The organism is Catenibacterium sp. UBA627 (assembly GCF_002299355.1).
GTDB classification, from domain to species: Bacteria; Bacillota_I; Bacilli_A; order Erysipelotrichales; family Coprobacillaceae; genus Catenibacterium; species Catenibacterium mitsuoka.
This window is the reverse complement of the sequence record NZ_DBPF01000025.1, coordinates 499-16,826: the sequence shown is the minus strand read 5'-3', so window position 1 is coordinate 16,826 and position 16,328 is coordinate 499. Positions and strand designations below refer to the sequence as shown.

The 16,328-nt window shown below is 35.4% G+C and carries 17 protein-coding genes; 2 read left to right on the top strand and 15 right to left on the bottom strand.

Going from position 1 to position 16,328, the window contains the following annotated elements; all coding sequences use genetic code 11:
• Together B2S90_RS01655 and B2S90_RS01650 are read left to right on the top strand one after the other, a co-directional pair.
• Window positions 1–937: 4-hydroxy-3-methylbut-2-enyl diphosphate reductase (locus tag B2S90_RS01655; protein WP_286696454.1), on the top strand; the 937-nt coding region annotated here is incomplete at its 5' end.
• Window positions 938–947: 10 nt separating this feature from the next.
• Complete coding sequence (locus tag B2S90_RS01650) at window positions 948–1,799, top strand: Cof-type HAD-IIB family hydrolase (protein ID WP_286696453.1); 852 nt, start codon at window positions 948–950, stop codon at window positions 1,797–1,799.
• A 13-nt stretch (window positions 1,800–1,812) separates the two neighbouring features.
• Here B2S90_RS01650 and B2S90_RS01645 read toward each other — a convergent pair whose 3' ends face one another.
• From B2S90_RS01645 to B2S90_RS01575, 15 genes are all read right to left on the bottom strand, one after another.
• On the bottom strand, window positions 1,813–2,271 hold the full coding sequence (locus B2S90_RS01645) for an NUDIX hydrolase (RefSeq protein WP_278779017.1): 459 nt from the start codon (window positions 2,269–2,271) through the stop codon (window positions 1,813–1,815).
• 1 nt (window position 2,272) lies between these two features.
• Window positions 2,273–3,016: a Nif3-like dinuclear metal center hexameric protein gene (locus tag B2S90_RS01640; RefSeq protein WP_055233880.1), complete on the bottom strand. Its 744-nt coding sequence runs from the start codon at window positions 3,014–3,016 to the stop codon at window positions 2,273–2,275.
• 46 nt (window positions 3,017–3,062) lie between these two features.
• Window positions 3,063–3,734 carry a tRNA (adenine(22)-N(1))-methyltransferase gene (locus tag B2S90_RS01635; RefSeq protein WP_055233881.1) on the bottom strand — a complete coding sequence of 224 codons (672 nt, stop codon included), beginning with the start codon at window positions 3,732–3,734 and terminating at the stop codon, window positions 3,063–3,065.
• Window positions 3,734–4,990 carry an RNA polymerase sigma factor RpoD gene (gene rpoD / locus B2S90_RS01630; RefSeq protein ID WP_286696452.1) on the bottom strand — a complete coding sequence of 419 codons (1,257 nt, stop codon included), beginning with the start codon at window positions 4,988–4,990 and terminating at the stop codon, window positions 3,734–3,736. Before rpoD ends, B2S90_RS01635 begins: the two co-directional genes overlap by 1 nt.
• 2 nt (window positions 4,991–4,992) lie before the next feature.
• Window positions 4,993–6,759, bottom strand: a complete 1,767-nt coding sequence (gene dnaG / locus B2S90_RS01625) for a DNA primase (RefSeq protein WP_278779014.1) — start codon at window positions 6,757–6,759, stop codon at window positions 4,993–4,995.
• Window positions 6,760–6,772: 13 nt separating this feature from the next.
• Window positions 6,773–8,149, bottom strand: coding sequence for a glycine--tRNA ligase (locus B2S90_RS01620; protein ID WP_055233884.1), 1,377 nt, complete (start codon window positions 8,147–8,149; stop codon window positions 6,773–6,775).
• A gap of 137 nt (window positions 8,150–8,286) precedes the next feature.
• Window positions 8,287–9,210 carry a serine aminopeptidase domain-containing protein gene (locus tag B2S90_RS01615; protein WP_278861221.1) on the bottom strand — a complete coding sequence of 308 codons (924 nt, stop codon included), beginning with the start codon at window positions 9,208–9,210 and terminating at the stop codon, window positions 8,287–8,289.
• Between the two features lie 14 nt (window positions 9,211–9,224).
• Entirely contained in the window at window positions 9,225–9,962 is a 738-nt protein-coding gene (gene recO / locus B2S90_RS01610; RefSeq protein ID WP_055289248.1) for a DNA repair protein RecO, read from the bottom strand.
• Window positions 9,949–10,845: a GTPase Era gene (gene era / locus B2S90_RS01605; RefSeq protein WP_006505515.1), complete on the bottom strand. Its 897-nt coding sequence runs from the start codon at window positions 10,843–10,845 to the stop codon at window positions 9,949–9,951. The genes recO and era overlap by 14 nt, the downstream gene beginning before the upstream one ends.
• Window positions 10,842–11,237, bottom strand: coding sequence for a cytidine deaminase (gene cdd, locus B2S90_RS01600; RefSeq protein WP_055233887.1), 396 nt, complete (start codon window positions 11,235–11,237; stop codon window positions 10,842–10,844). The genes era and cdd overlap by 4 nt, the downstream gene beginning before the upstream one ends.
• Window positions 11,237–11,704 (bottom strand): rRNA maturation RNase YbeY, encoded by a 468-nt coding sequence (gene ybeY, locus B2S90_RS01595; protein ID WP_286696451.1) that lies wholly within the window; start codon window positions 11,702–11,704, stop codon window positions 11,237–11,239. The genes cdd and ybeY overlap by 1 nt, the downstream gene beginning before the upstream one ends.
• A gap of 6 nt (window positions 11,705–11,710) precedes the next feature.
• Window positions 11,711–13,729 carry a cysteine peptidase family C39 domain-containing protein gene (locus B2S90_RS01590; protein ID WP_286696450.1) on the bottom strand — a complete coding sequence of 673 codons (2,019 nt, stop codon included), beginning with the start codon at window positions 13,727–13,729 and terminating at the stop codon, window positions 11,711–11,713.
• A 54-nt stretch (window positions 13,730–13,783) separates the two neighbouring features.
• A complete protein-coding gene (locus B2S90_RS01585) occupies window positions 13,784–14,959 on the bottom strand; it encodes an aspartate aminotransferase family protein (RefSeq protein WP_055233890.1) in 1,176 nt (391 codons plus the stop codon).
• Entirely contained in the window at window positions 14,959–16,074 is a 1,116-nt protein-coding gene (locus B2S90_RS01580) for a M20 metallopeptidase family protein (RefSeq protein WP_055233891.1), read from the bottom strand. The genes B2S90_RS01585 and B2S90_RS01580 overlap by 1 nt, the downstream gene beginning before the upstream one ends.
• Before the next feature lie 2 nt (window positions 16,075–16,076).
• On the bottom strand, window positions 16,077–16,328 hold a 252-nt coding region (locus B2S90_RS01575; protein WP_286696449.1), incomplete at its 5' end, for a DapH/DapD/GlmU-related protein.

Genomic DNA, 16,328 nt, shown 5'->3' with positions numbered 1-16,328 from the left:
TAGAATTGTATTTGAGGTGAAAAATATGAAAGTCACAGGAATTGTCCCTAGAGGATATTGTAAAGGTGTTATACGTGCCATTAATATTGTGAAAGAGACAATAGAACAGCCAGGTCCTATTACTGTACTTGGTATGATTGTCCACAATCAGTTTATTGTGGATGCATTAAAGAAACGCGGTGCCATCACAATTGAGGATGCAAGTAAGACAAGAATGGAACTTCTTGATGAAATCAATGAAGGAACAGTCATTATTACAGCACATGGTGCAGGAGACTGTGTCATTGAGAAGGCAAAGAGTAAAGGACTCAATGTAGTGGATGCAACATGTTTAGATGTTATTAAGACACATACACTTATTAAAGAACAGTTAAAGCATGGCAAGGATGTTTTATATATAGGTAAAAAGAATCATCCTGAAGCTGAAGGTGCATTATTGATTGATCCTGAACATATTCATTTAATTACATCTAAGAAGGATTTAGAGACACTCGATAAAGATAAACATTATGTCATGACAAACCAGACAACTATGTCCCTTTATGATGTCTATGATTTATGTGAGTATGCGAAAGAAAAATTAGATGTAGAAATCATGAAGGAAACATGTTCTGCAACACAGATTAGACAGGAAGCTATTGCGAAAATGGATGAAGATATTGATCTAGTCATTATTGTAGGTGATCCACATTCTAATAACACAAAGAAGCTAGCTTCTATCAGTATGGAGAAAGCACATAAAGAGACTCATATGATTGGAAGTCTTGAAGAGTTAGACTTATCATGGCTTAAAGGAAAGAAGCATGTAGGAGTAAGTTCTGGAGCTTCTACACCTACTGTATTGACTAATCAGATTATAGATTTCTTGAAGCAGTATGATGAAAATAACCCAGATAGTTTTATTAAACCTGAAATACCTTATGAAAAGATGTTATAGGAGTATATATATGAGTAAGAAGATTATATTTTTTGATGTAGATGGAACTTTAGTAGATGTGAGACCTGTAAAGGAATGTATTCCTGAATCAACTATCCAGGCAGTGCACGAGACACGTAAAAAAGGAAATTTATGTTACCTTTGTACAGGACGTTCTCTTGCAGAAATCTATCCTTATATTCTAGATGTAGGATTTGATGGCATCATTGGTGCTGGCGGCGGATTTGTACAGATGGGTGATAAGATATTATATCATAAAAAGGTCAGTGATGAAGATGTTCATCGTGTTGTAGACTTCTTTGAAACAAACCATTATGACTATTATTTAGAGTCTAATGGTGGTTTATTTGCCTCTAAGAACCTCATTAAAAGATTAGAAAGCATCATCTATGGTGATCTAGAAAATGATCCTGAAGCAAGAAGAAAAAAGGAAGAGGAACCGAGTCATTTTATTACTGCACTCATTGAAAATGAAAATATGTATAGAAATGATGTGAATAAGATTTGTTTCTTAGAACATGAAAGTATTCCATTTGAGGAGATTAGAAAGCAGTTTAGTGATGCATTCCAGGTGATTGAATGTACTGTTCCTGCATTTGGTGATGCATCAGGTGAATTATCTGTAGCAGGCGTTAATAAGCATACTGCCATTGAAGCACTTATTAACCATTTAGGTATTGATCAAAAGGATACATATGCATACGGTGATGGCATGAATGATGCAGAGATGCTGACATTTGTAGCTCATGGCGTTGCAGTCGGTAATGCGAAAGAAGGTTTAAAGGCTATTGCTGATGAAGTATGTGATGATATTGCGAATGATGGTATTTATAAGAATATGAAAGAGCACGGATTAATCTAATCCGCGCTCTTTTTTAATAGATTTCTTCTTTATATTCTATAAGTTCATCATTCTTATAAACAACCTTAGCATGATGATAATGATCATCTTCCATCCAGTTTAAGAAATGATAATCAGCTTCCCATTGTGGATAATCAGGAATTAAATCATCATCCACCCATTCAAGAACACCTTCATCACATTCTTTTAATGTCCCTTCAAAGTCATGACAAGAATAAACAAACATACCTTCATCTTCACCATAATAAAGACCTGGGAATGTGACATAACCATGACATCTAACTGAATGCACTGTATAACCTGTTTCTTCTAGTATTTCTCTTTTTACACATTCATCAGGTGATTCACCTGGTTCTAATTTACCACCTACACCAATCCATTTACCTTCATTGATATCTTTCTTCTTTTTAATACGATGAAGAAGTAATGTTTTCCCATCTTTCTTTAAATACGCTATTGTAGTCAGAATCATCCTAATACCCCTTGAAATAACCTGGAGAAGTGGCTTCTACGATTTCACAATCTATTTCTTTTTCTAATAATTCTTTTAATTTATGTACCATAATGACTTCTACATGATGTCCTACATCTACTAAAAGAATATTATAATCTGATGCTTTTAAACCACTATGATATTTTAAATCACCTGTGACATAAGCATCGACCTGTGGAGCGACTTCATCTATTAAATCTCCTCCAGAGCCACCACATATTCCTACTGTAGAGACTTCTTTCACTTTACCTGCATAATTGACTGATGGAATATTAAAAGCTTTCTTTACATAGTCTAAGAATTCATACATGCCCATTGTATCTGGGAGTACACCCTTCTTCGTAATATTAGATTCATCAGCATCTTCAATATTTAAACATCCTAATGCTTCCATCAACCATCTATTCATGGAAATCTTATCTAAAGATGTATGCGCACTATAGACGACAATATTATTTTTAACTGCTGCTTCTATAAACTGTCCTACAGGTGTTGTAGTATCTAAAGTCAATGTATTGAATAAGAATGGATGATGGGTAATCAACATCTGACATCCTGCATCAATGGTTTCCTGTAGAGTTTGTAAGTCTGCATCTAAACCAATCATTATTTTATTCACATCAGTATGAATATTACCCACCTGTAATCCACAATGATCCCAGTCCTCTTGACAGTTTAAAGGATAATGAGATTCCATGATTTTAATAATCTGTTCTGCTTTCATAAATATCACCTTCTCTTTCAACCATTATAACACAAAAAAGAAGTACCTAGAGTACTTCTTCAATTAAGGCAATAGAATGTAATACCTTTGCATATTTTTCATGTTCAGTATTTAATGAATCCAATATACGTCTTTGAATCTTTAGTTCTCTTTCCCACTTCTCAATAAAGAGAGGATCCTTCTGTTTTCTAAGGACTGGTCCAAAGAGAATATCTTTTTCATCTAATTCCTGATGGCCTTTTTTCACAACCATGATTTCATAAATATGATGGGCATCTTTGACCAATGCTTCATCAATAATCTGTAGGTTATGATTCATTAAGTATTCTCTTAATAAATCAATGGCTGTATTGGCCTGTAAGAAGAGTATTTTATCTTCTACATAGTCAAGATGGGCATCTAATATTTCACTCATCAATAAGCCCCCCATACCACAAATAGAGATCATATCTACTTTCTTATCGATGATAGGATCTAATCCATTACCTAGTAATGGGATGACTTGATCTTCAAGATGTAAAGACTGAATTGTTTCTTTAGAACTAGAGAGAGGTCCTTCCGCTACATCACATGCATAAGCTGATGTGATGATTTTTTCATCAAGTAAAAAACAAGGCAGATAGGCATGATCAGTGCCGATATCTGCCAGGATAGTTCCTTGTTTATGTTCTTCAATCATCCAAGCAACTTTGCTTAGACGTTTTGAATGAAGCTTCATTAGTGATCTAAGAAGTCCTTTAGACGTTTAGAGCGTGAAGGATGTTTTAATTTTCTTAAAGCCTTTGCTTCGATCTGTCTGATACGTTCACGAGTAACATTGAATTCTTTACCTACTTCTTCAAGTGTTCTTGTACGTCCATCATCTAGACCGAATCTAAGTCTTAATACTTTTTCTTCTCTATCTGTAAGTTCTAATAATACTTCATTTAATTCATCTTTTAATAATTCGTTAGATGCATAATCATCAGGGCTCATAGCACCTTCATCTTCAATGAAGTCACCTAAATGAGAATCATCTTCTTCACCAATAGGTGTTTCTAAAGAAACTGGTTCTAAAGAAATCTTCTGGATTTCTCTTACCTTTGTAGGTGTCATACCATCCATCTTTTCTGCAATTTCTTCAGCAGTTGGTTCTCTACCTAATTCCTGAACAAGCTGTCTCTGAATACGAGTTAACTTATTGATAGTTTCTACCATATGTACTGGAATACGGATAGTACGTGCCTGATCGGCAATAGCACGAGTAATAGCCTGTCTGATCCACCATGTTGCATATGTAGAGAACTTAAATCCTTTTGTATAATCAAACTTTTCTACAGCCTTAATAAGACCCATGTTACCTTCCTGGATTAAGTCTAGGAATAACATACCACGACCTACATATCTCTTAGCGATAGATACAACTAATCTTAAGTTTGCAGCTGCAAGTTCTTTCTTAGCCTGTTCATCACCTTCGAGAATACGTTTTGCGAGTTCAATTTCCTGTTCATGAGTTAATAAGTCTACACGACCAATTTCCTTTAAGTACATCTTAACAGGGTCATTGATTTTAACGTTAGAACCTAACTGGTTCATATCATCATCGTCATCAGACTGGTTATACATCTTATTTGTATCACCAAAGTCCATATCTAGATCATTACCGAAATCTAGATTTGCGATATCATCATCACCTGTATCTTCATCTGTATCTACTTCTAAGCCTTCAAGGTCATCAAGATCATCTGCCCCTCCAGCCATGAAGTCATCATCATCTATTTCTAATGCATCTAAACCATCTTCAATTTCAATGTGGTTTTCATTGATTGCATCAATAAGGTTTTCATATGCTTCATCATCTAAATCATATCTAGACTGGAAAGCATCTAAGTCATCCTGAGTTAAACGGTTGCCTTTAGCCTTAGCGGCACTAATCAGCGTTTTTTCAAGTTCTTCAAGAGTAATACCCTGTACTGCTTTATCCTTTTTTGCCATAGCTACTCCTTTTTCAAATCAATTAGTTTCTGGAGAATCTCAGCTTTTGCGCTGGGTGCAAGAACATCCTTGAACTGCTGCTGCAGTTCCTGTTCACGAATATTCTTGGTATTTTCTGTAATTCTCGCAATATAATCATCAATTACTTCTTTTTGATAAGGAAGTGGAAGTGAACACTCCGCAATATCTGTCAATGCATTGACAAGAGCTGAATGAGAGCTCCCAATCTTATCGATAAGGTTCGCCACATCCATTGTCTTATGGGTACGATAATAGTCTCTAATATAAGCGGCTAATGCACGATATGTATCATTATGCATAAAGCCTGCTTTTGCCTCATAAATATCACTGACCTGACGGTCATTCAACATATAGAATAATAAATTCTTTTCTGCCAAAGTATATTTATCTAGAATAGGACGCTGGTCCTGAATTGTTTCTATACGATTTTGAGAGAACTGTTCACGATGTTCTAGAATAGCGGAACTATTGAGTAGCTGTTCCTCAATGATTTCCTTAGGGAAATCAGTCAATGATGATAGCTTCGCAATATAATGTCCACGATCAATTCTATCTTCTATCTTCGCAATCTTCTCACATGCTTTGACAAGCAAAGTTTTACGATCTTCATAATTACGTAAATCAAGTCTTGAACATTCAAAGGCCATCATGAAGTCAATAGGACTTAATGTATCCTTTAAAACCGCATCAAGACCTTCTATACCTTCTGTTGATAAGATTTCATCTGGATCTCGTCCATCAGGTAAAAGAACGATTTTGACTTCAAAGCCCTGTGATGTAAGTAAATCGCTGGACTTCATTGCGGCAGCCTGACCGGCCATATCACCATCTAAGCACAAATGAATCGTACGTGTCATACGCTTCAACATTCTTAAATGATCTTTAGTAAGAGCTGTCCCCATCAAGGCAATACAGTTATCGTGATGGGCACGATGCATCGCAATCACATCCATGAACCCTTCATTAATATAGACAAAGCCTGCCTGACGAACTGCTTCTTTCGCACGATGGTAATTATAAAGTGTTTTACCTTTAATAAATATATCGGACTCTGGTGAGTTCATATATTTAGAATTCTTATCTTGAGCTTTATAGACTCTTCCAGAAAAACCTACAACCTTTCCAAATTCATCATAGAGAGGAAACATCACACGATCATGGAATCGATCATAATGACGTTCATTCTCTAAGACTAGGCCTGATTTGACCTGAGCCACCTCAGTATAGCCTTCTTTCTGGAAACGTTCATGTAAAATGGATTTTTCTGGCGCATAACCAATCCCAAACATCTTGATGAGATCATCATCAAAACCACGATGACGTAAATAATCAAGTGCCTGTTTACCTGACTGGGTATAGAGATAATACATATAAAGTTTTAATGCAAAAGCGTGCATATCATAAAGAGGCGCAAGCGCTTCATCTACTTTCACAACACGCTTCTCTAGTGAATAGCCGGACATATCAACATGTCCAAACTCTGCTACTTTCATAACGGCTTCTACGAAAGGGACCTTCAAATATTCCTGGATGAATGTGAAGACATTCCCTCCGTTGCCGCATACAAAACATTTATAAATCTGTCTTGATTGTGAAATAGATAAAGATGGATGATTATCATCATGGAAAGGACAGATAGCCATATAGTTCTTGCCTTTTTTATGAAGTTCAAGGTACTGGCCCATCACATCAACGATATCTACGCTTTGTCTGATTTCATCAATCTTTTCCTGTGATAATCTTGTCATCTATTACTTCCTCTTAGTTAAAACGTGTTTTATCTGCAATATAATCTTTTAACTGATCAATTGGTAATCTGATCTGTTCCATAGTGTCACGATCTCTTACAGTAACGCTATGATCTTCAGCTGTATCGAAGTCTACAGTGACACATAATGGTGTACCAATTGCATCCTGTCTTCTATATCTCTTACCAATCTGACCTGCCTGATCATATTCACAATAGAAGTCTTTCACTAATTCGTTATAAAGTGCCATTGCTTCATCAGACTGTTTCTTAGTAAGAGGTAATACTGCAACTTTTACTGGTGCTAATGCAGGATGGAAATGCATTACTTTTCTTACATCACCATTTTCAAGTTTCTGTTCTTCGAATGCATCTGCAAGAACTGATAAGAATAAACGGTCAGCACCTACTGATGGTTCAATAACGTATGGAAGATACTTTTCATGAGTGTCTGGATCTAAGTATTCTAAGTTCTTCTTAGAATATTCCTGATGACGTCCTAAGTCATAATCAGTACGATCTGCGATACCCCATAATTCACCCCATCCAAATGGGTATAAGTATTCGATATCTGTTGTTGCTTTAGAGTAGAAAGAAAGTTCTTTCTGGTCATGGTCTCTGTATCTTAAGTTTTCTTTATTGATACCTAAATCATATAAGAACTGCATACAGTCATGACGCCACTTTTCAAACCATTCTAAGTCTTCATTTGGTTTAGTAAAGAATTCAAGTTCCATCTGTTCAAATTCTCTCGTACGGAAAATGAAGTTACCTGGAGTAATTTCGTTACGGAATGATTTACCAATCTGTCCAATACCAAATGGTAATTTCTTACGTGTTGTTCTCTGAACATTCTTGAAGTTTACAAAGATACCCTGAGCAGTTTCTGGTCTTAAGTAGATCTTGCTCTTAGCATCCTTTACAACACCCATAGATGTTTCAAACATCAATTCGAACTGTCTGATATCTGTGAAATCATGTCCGCCACATTCAGGACATGCGATGTTATGTTCTCTAATAAAAGTCATCATTTCTTCTGGAGTCCATCCATCTGGATGTAATTCAGGATCATAAGCTTCAATTAATTTATCCGCTCTATGTCTTGATTTACACTGTTTACAGTCAATAAGTGGGTCATTGAAGTTACCTACATGTCCACTTGCCTGCCAAACTCTTGGATTCATGAAGATTGCAGAATCAATACCTACGTTGTAAGGACATTCCTGAACGAATCTCTTCCACCATAAGTTTTTGATGTTATTCTTTAACTGGACACCCATTGGTCCGTAATCCCATGTATTTGCGAGTCCATCATAGATTTCTGATCCCTGATAGACAAAACCTTCACCTTTTGCATGTGCAATTAGCTTTTCCATATCTTTTGTAGCCATATTTTCCTCCTTGAGATAAGAAATGACTTAGGAATAACCTAAGCCATGAACTTTATAGTCCCACTATTTATACCCTTATAGTGTATATTTGTCAACCAATCATAAGGGTATAAAAAAGAACCTTTCTTAAAGAAAGGTTAGATATAAGTACGTTCGTTTAACCAGGTGAGAATGTCTGTATAGACATTGATGCGATCCTTGCCAAATAGTAATGCATGACGTTTGTTGTCATAGATTTTTAATGTGATATCGGCCATACCTAGTGTTTTATAGTTATGATAAATCAACTGCGCATCTTTACCTAGACGAGTGAGAGGATCAAGTGCACCTGATGCAATCCATGTAGATAAATAAGACGGTGTTTTCTGGTATGTCTCTTCACTATTGGCATGTCTAGAAATCTTACAGATATCACTATACCCTTTAACTGTATAAGAAAAATTCGTCAATGTATCATTAGAAAATCTATCTACTAATTTTTCATTATCTGTAAGATAAGAGAATGGATGATCTTCATTGAAACGATGTGATAACTTCATTCTGTTTCTTAATGCAAGCTTATTTAAATGATATCTTTCACCCTTCACCAGCTTAAAGAAGTTAAGACAAAGATTCTTATAGCGGTACGCTCTGACCCCAGACACCGCTCCCATCAACAACATTCCCTGGAAATAATCACCAAAGCGTGCTGCATATTCACGAATCATCTGCGCACCAAAGCCAGTTCCTAAATAAAAATAAGGTGTATCTGTATAGCGTGCCATCATGATTTTCTGAAGACGATGCATATCCTTCATCAAATGATCAAGTACTTCTCTTTTTCCAAAATAACCCTGTTCAAAATCAATCAGTGAATGACCATGTCCGACCATATCACTCACTACGACAACATACCCTTTATCACACATGAAATTCGCAAAATGATCATAGTTACATGCATTTTCATTGAGATCATGCTGTACAAATAAAACAGCTTTAACTCTAATGATCACCTGTGGTTCATAAACGAAAAAGTGAACATGTGTATGTAGTGTTGATGTATAAGTTTCTTCGTGCTTCATACATCCATCCTCCCCTATATCCATTCCTTCACAAAACGCAACGCATTGAGATATATTCCACAATATTCATCAATATAATACTCAAATATGAATAAAATCTCTTTAAGTACAGATTCATCTATAGACAATGTATCAATATGCGCCATCGGCGTCTTATAAATATGACGTACTGCCTTTAAAGCTTCTATAGACATCTGTACATCCTGTGGTGTTTGATGCTTATGGCATACAAATCCACCATCTACAAGTGAAAAAGAAGTGACTGATGTATGTCCACAATGGACACACCCATCTACTTCTAACTCTATTCCGTTATCTTTCATAATAAAGACAAGAATCAATGCATAAATCAATTTATATGAATATCCTGTATCTATTGCTTTAAGGGCATCAACCAAAAATGCATAAGTATCTAGATCCGGTTTATTTTCAGGAACATAGCGATAATAATATTCCAATAAACATTGTGCAAGAATATCTGTTTCTATATGATCCTGGATATGTATATAGTATTCAATTCCTGTTGCACGTACAAGAGTAGACAAGCCTTTACGTATATTCAATTCAAATAAGCTTAACGAAGAAGGTGTCACTCCACGGGCGTTTTTAGAATTGATCTTTCTAATTCCTTTTCCATAGACAGATATACGACCATAGTCATGTGTATAAATAGAAAGTATCGCATCAGATTCTTTTGAAGGAGTCATTTTAAGTACAACCCCTTTAGTTTTCTCAATATTATGAGTAATCATCCTGGTTGTAACCAAATTCCTTTAAATACTGTGCTTTATTACGCCAGTCTTTTTCTACTCTTACAAAGAGTGAAAGCTTAACAGGAACACCCGCAAAACGCTTCATATCACGTCTTGCCTGATCTTTGATCTTTTTGATCATTGTCCCCTGCTTACCAATAATAATACCTTTCTGGCTCTTTCTATTCACAATAATGACAGCCATGATGTCTAATCCATTTTCATCTTCAATCCACTGTTCAATTTCTATTGCCACATCATGTGGAATTTCATCATGAGTGAAATAAAGAATCTTTTCACGAATGAATTCAGCCATAATAAACTGTTCTGGATGGTCTGTAATTGTATCTTCTGGATAAATAGCTGGACCTTCTGGTAAATCCTGTTTTACAGTCTTGATTAATTCATCCACATTATCCCCATTAAGTGCACTGATTGGGATGATTTCCTTAAAGTCCATCATCTGATTCCATTCAATCAACTTATCCATTAATTCATCTTTTGAAAGAAGATCCGCCTTATTTAAAACAAGATAAACAGGACATTCTGCTTTCTTTAGCCTTTCTACAATGAAGCGGTCCCCCTTGCCAATACGTTCATTGGCAGGTTCGATAAATAAAATCACATCAGTTCCTACGATACTATTTAAAGCTGTTGTATTCATAAATGAACCTAAACCATCCTGTGGTTTATGAATACCAGGTGTATCTAAAAATACAATCTGTGCTTCATCATCTGTATAAACACCCTGAACTGTATTTCTTGTAGTCTGGGCAGTAGGTGATGTAATAACTAATTTTGTCTTTAAAATATGATTTAATAAAGTAGATTTTCCTACATTAGGACGTCCTACAATACTTACGAAACCTGATTTATAACTCATAAATCCTCCTCACTAAAACTTCTAGGTAATAATTCATAGATATTTGTCACTTCATAGTGATCTCTTGCTCCTAATACAATAGGTGTATCAGGCTTTAAAAGTTCACTCAATACCTGACGACATGAACCGCAAGGTGAAATCAATGTCGGTCCATCTCCGACAATCGCAAGTGCTTTAATATCCTCTTTACGGTAGCCTTGACAATAAGCCTGAAAGACTGCATTACGTTCAGCACACATTGTAGAGCCATAAGCTGCATTTTCAATATTGGCACCATAAATCATCTTACCATCATTGAGTTCACAGCATGCGCCTACTTTAAAATGTGAATAAGGGGCATAGGCATTTTCTCTTGCCTTAAAGGCTTCATCCACTAGATATTGATAATCCATTAGACTCCCTCTCTTTCAATACTTAAGGCACCTAAAATCTCATCCTGTAAACCAAACATTTCTTTTTCCTGTTCATCAGTCATATGATCATAACCAAGTAAGTGGAGAATACCATGTGTAAATAAGAAACACATTTCTCTTCTTAAAGAATGACCATATTCTTCTGCCTGTTTCTTAGCATGATCTACAGAAATAAAAATATCCCCTAAAGTTCTAGGCATGCCTTCCACATAAAACTGATCATTATCTTCCATCGCAAAACTGATAACATCAGTGGAACGATCTATATGACGATATTCTCTATTAATTTCATGTATTCTTTCATCATCTACAAGTACACATGATACTTCTACATCATCTTTAATACCTAAAGTCTTTAAAGCCTGTTCAATAATAGCTATAAAATCCTGTTCATAATTATTTTCAAAGTTATCTACTTCATTATCAAATACAAAATCTATATTCATTTATGATCACCCTTTCTCGATGATTTTTCCTTTATCCATTATAACATAGTCATATCCCATGTTCATGATTTTTTTATCATGTGAAATCACCATAAACAACTTTTCTTGATAAGTCTCAAACAAAGTTTGAATGATGATTTCTTTACGTTCAAAAGAAAGATGACTCAGGGCCTCATCAAGAATATAAATATCTCCATCACACAACAAGGCACGGGCAAGAGAAAGAATCTGTTGTTCTCCTAAGGATAAAGGAAGTCCCTGAGAAGTGATGGGTGAGTCTCCTAATTCAATTAATCTTTCGCCTGTTAAGGAAAGTAATACATGAAGTATACGTTTTTCATCCTCACAATTCAATACCTCTTTGATAGAACCAGGAATAAATGATTCATGTTCCTGTACAAGAATGATATGTTTCTTTAAAGAATCCTGATTGATATCCTTTAAAGGTTTATTATTTATGAGTACTTCACCACGATAGTGAGAATCATTGCCTTCGAGTAAATAAGCTAAAGTAGACTTACCTGATCCATTATCTCCAAACAAGAAGAAAGAATGATCTATTTCTAAATCAAGATGATTTAAAACAGGCTCATGAAAACCATAAGCATAAGAAACATTATTCATATGAATAGCATGAATGGGTTCTTCTATAAGCAATTGACCTTGCGGTAATGGTGTAGTGAGTTCCTTATACTTTTCATAAAGTACTGTACTTTGGGAATATTCCACTAGAGTGGTACAAAGATGAATAAGAGGAATAAGAATCATATTATAAACCATATAAAATAAAATCAATTCACCCATACGAATACTCTTTTGATGATAAAGAAATAACCCTACAAATAATATAAGTGCTTCTCCAAGTATTTGGATCATATGCATACCAGCAGAGAGTGTCAATGAGAATTCTTCTTGATCTTGCTTATGATTGGCTTCATTTTCATAATAGTGTTCATATCTTTTTAGCCATTGATGTTTTCCATAATATCTCTTTCCTATTTCCCTCTGGTCCAAATAATCAATCAGTGCATGAGAAGACTCAATATGAGCTGCAATATAATCCTTATAGAGTTCTAAGAAGTGTTTACTTTTAAAATAGATAAAGAGAGATAGAATCGCTAATACAACAACAAGCACTAAAGATAACTGTCTAGAAATAAGTAATAAACCAAGTAGTTCTAATAGAATAGATACAAGATCTACATAGAAGATACTAAAATACGCAATACAGAACTGACTTAACTGGTATAAATCCATGATCTGTGGATGTAATGTTCCTGTATCTCCTTTCAAGTCTATTGCATGGCTGATACTTGTATACACAAATTCCTTGTCAAAAGCACGAGTTAAAAGAATACTTTTCTTCTCTTTTGTCTTTTCTATACCAATCTTCATTAAACCAATAAGCAAGTAAGCACCTGAAACAATCATTAATATCACACTCGGTGTTTTGACCTTCATATAATCAATAAGTGAAGCATAAATAAGTGATAATACATAAGAGAATAATGTGATAAAGAATGTATAGCTACCTAATTTTCTAATATCCTTATGATAGAGCTTCTTGATTTCCTTCAAGAACTGTTTAAATGTCTTATTCTCATATTCAAAATAACGTCCAATATGAGTGATGGATACTACATTTTCTGTATAAATTGATGCCAATTCTTCTTGATCATAGACCACAATACCATGTGCAGGATCACCAATAATATAAGTATCTTCCTTGATTTCATAGAGCACTACAAAATGTCCTATGCCCTCTTCTAATGTATGTAAGATACAGGGCAAAGTAATATGTTCTTTAATATCTGATAAAGAAGCATGGTATGCTTTGGCTTCTATCGCATAGGCTTTAAATGTTTCTACTAACCCCTTAATGGTTGTACCCGTATGGTCCATTCGTGCTTTTCTTTTAATGTTGAGGGTGTCTTCTTCAATATCATAATATTTCAATATCATCTTGATACAATAGACACCGCAGGATATTTCATCATCCTGAAGATATATAGGATATTTACGCATATAAAAAACCTCCCACTTACTTATTCCTTTACAAGTGGGAGATTTCTTAATATTTTAAGCTAAAACTTTTCTAAGTTTAGCAATAAATTCATCAACATGTTCTTTTGTGATTACTAGAGGTGGTAATAAACGAATCACCTTTTCACCTGCAGTTACTACAATGACACCTTCATCAAGCAATGCCTGGACATATTTCTTAGCTGGGACATTTAATACAATTCCTTGCATTAATCCTAAACCTCTATGACCTACGACACAGTCATAATCATCAACAACTTTATCTAACTCTTCTAGAAGATATTCAGATACTTCTCTACAGTTTTCTACAATTGAATCTTTCTTTAAGATATCAAATACAGTAGAAACAGCAGCAGTCACAAATGGATTACCTCCATAAGTACTTCCATGGTCTCCTGGTTCCATTGCCTCTGCAAACTTTTCATTAGCCACAAAAGCACCTACTGGCACACCACAGCCAATACCTTTCGCAAGACAGACAATGTCAGGTAAGATATCATACTGGAAATAAGTCATGATAGTTCCTGTTCTTCCCATACCGCACTGTACTTCATCAAGAATAAGACAAATATCTTTTTCATCACAGATTTGTCTTAATCCCTGTAAGAATTCTTTTGTGCAAGGATTGACACCACCTTCACCTTGTACTGGTTCTACAATAATAGCTCCGGTACGATCAGTAAGTAAGGCTTTAACGCTTTCTAAGTCATTTAAAGTAGCATATTTTACACCTTCCATTAATGGACCAAATGCCTGCTGATAATGTGCATTACCAGTTAACTTAACAGAACCTGTAGTACGTCCATGGAATGACTGATGGAAAGCGATGACTTCACTATCAGCCTTATGATGTTTTAAAAAGTAATATTTACGAGCAAGCTTTAATGCCCCTTCTGTTGCTTCTGCACCTGAATTACAGAAGAATACCTTTGAAAGACGAGTTGCCTCCACTACTTTCTTAGCTGCTTCAATGGCTGGGACAGTATAGAAATAGTTAGACACATGAGTTAATGTCTTTAACTGCTTCTCTACTGCTTCTACATAAGCAGGATAACCATAACCAAGTGAATTGACACCAATACCACTATAGAAATCTAAGTATTTATTACCTTCTGTATCATAGAGATATACTCCCTCTCCATGATCTAAAACAGTATCATATCTACCATACGCATGAAGAAAATACTGTTCTCCTTCTTCATAATACCCCATTACTTCTCCTCCTGATAATTCAAAATGATTTTCATATACATATCCACAACAGACTGTAATACAGATTCATTAAAATTAAATGTACCTGTATGAAGTCCACTTTGGAATTCCTTTGTTTTAGTACCGACAAAGATAAATAGACCTTTTACCTCTTTCTGATAGAAAGAGAAATCCTCAGCAAGCATGAGTGGTTCATCAAGTTCTTTTAATGAAGTGATTGATGAGACATAGTTAAATAGCTTTTTATCATTGATGACAGCTGGATAGAATGGTGGACAGCTCCACTCAATTTGACATCCATAAGCTTCTTCAAAACCTTTATTAATACGTCCTATAGAATCCGTAAGATGTGCAAACATTTCATCACTATAACAACGTACTGTGCCATGGAATTCTGTTTCCTTGGCAACACTATTACGTGCTGTACCACCATGAATTTCTCCAATATTCATAATAGCCGGATGGAATGGTGTCTTCATTCTTGTCAAAATATGCTGGTATTCATTTATTAAAGAACAAGCAATAAGTAAAGAGTCTACACCTTCATGAGGTAGTCCTGCATGAGCCCCTCTTCCTATTACTTTTACATCTAATTCACCACATTCAGCCATTAAACCACCTGGTTTAGAAGCAATCACACCTTCATCTAACAAAGGCATGAGGTGAATACCAAAAATAGATTCTACGTTAAACTGTTTTAATAAACCTTTTTCACAGACAATGCGTGCTCCTCCAGGAGATTCTTCAGCAGGCTGGAAGATTAAAAGAATATCATAAAGAATAGGTTCTTTATTCTCTTTTAAAGCCTTCGCAAAGCCTAGAAGTGCAGTCATATGGCCATCATGTCCACAGGCATGCATGATTCCTTTATGGGTAGAGGCAAAGTCTACACCTGTTTCTTCATTGACAGGTAAGGCATCAATATCTGTTCTAAAAGCCACTGATTTACCATAGCCATGATCAATAAAGACATAGAGTCCTGTTTCTAATAATGGCTGTGGCTGATACCCCATCTTTTCCAGTTCGGCTTTTAGATAAGCTGTTGTTTGTGTCTCTTTTAATCCTAGCTCAGGAATCTGATGTAGATCCCTGCGCCATCTCTTTAAGTCATCCATGATTAGATCTTTCTTAAATCATCCATTAACTGAGTCTTATCTTTTGTCTGGTCGTCTTTTTCTTCTTTCACAATACGAGCTGGGTTACCCACAACAACGGCACCTGCTGGTACATCCTTAGTAACGATAGAACCTGCACCTACGACAGCACCCTTACCAATTCTTACACCTTCAATAACAACCGCATTGGCACCAATCAATACGTCATCTTCTAAGACAACTGGATTTGCTGAAGGGGGTTCAATAACACCTGC

What these genes read in the sequence shown, in the direction of transcription:
- B2S90_RS01640 (WP_055233880.1), bottom strand. Translation starts at nt 3,016, where the DNA reads ATGAAAGCAGAACAGATTATTAAAATCATGGAATCTCATTATCCTTTA.
- B2S90_RS01590 (WP_286696450.1), bottom strand. Translation starts at nt 13,729, where the DNA reads ATGCGTAAATATCCTATATATCTTCAGGATGATGAAATATCCTGCGGT.
- recO (WP_055289248.1), bottom strand. Translation starts at nt 9,962, where the DNA reads ATGATTACTCATAATATTGAGAAAACTAAAGGGGTTGTACTTAAAATG.
- B2S90_RS01620 (WP_055233884.1), bottom strand. Translation starts at nt 8,149, where the DNA reads ATGGCTACAAAAGATATGGAAAAGCTAATTGCACATGCAAAAGGTGAA.
- B2S90_RS01650 (WP_286696453.1), top strand. Translation starts at nt 948, where the DNA reads ATGAGTAAGAAGATTATATTTTTTGATGTAGATGGAACTTTAGTAGAT.
- cdd (WP_055233887.1), bottom strand. Translation starts at nt 11,237, where the DNA reads ATGGATTATCAATATCTAGTGGATGAAGCCTTTAAGGCAAGAGAAAAT.
- ybeY (WP_286696451.1), bottom strand. Translation starts at nt 11,704, where the DNA reads ATGAATATAGATTTTGTATTTGATAATGAAGTAGATAACTTTGAAAAT.
- B2S90_RS01580 (WP_055233891.1), bottom strand. Translation starts at nt 16,074, where the DNA reads ATGGATGACTTAAAGAGATGGCGCAGGGATCTACATCAGATTCCTGAG.
- B2S90_RS01645 (WP_278779017.1), bottom strand. Translation starts at nt 2,271, where the DNA reads ATGATTCTGACTACAATAGCGTATTTAAAGAAAGATGGGAAAACATTA.
- B2S90_RS01615 (WP_278861221.1), bottom strand. Translation starts at nt 9,210, where the DNA reads ATGAAGCACGAAGAAACTTATACATCAACACTACATACACATGTTCAC.
- B2S90_RS01635 (WP_055233881.1), bottom strand. Translation starts at nt 3,734, where the DNA reads ATGAAGCTTCATTCAAAACGTCTAAGCAAAGTTGCTTGGATGATTGAA.
- dnaG (WP_278779014.1), bottom strand. Translation starts at nt 6,759, where the DNA reads ATGACAAGATTATCACAGGAAAAGATTGATGAAATCAGACAAAGCGTA.
- B2S90_RS01585 (WP_055233890.1), bottom strand. Translation starts at nt 14,959, where the DNA reads ATGGGGTATTATGAAGAAGGAGAACAGTATTTTCTTCATGCGTATGGT.
- era (WP_006505515.1), bottom strand. Translation starts at nt 10,845, where the DNA reads ATGAGTTATAAATCAGGTTTCGTAAGTATTGTAGGACGTCCTAATGTA.
- rpoD (WP_286696452.1), bottom strand. Translation starts at nt 4,990, where the DNA reads ATGGCAAAAAAGGATAAAGCAGTACAGGGTATTACTCTTGAAGAACTT.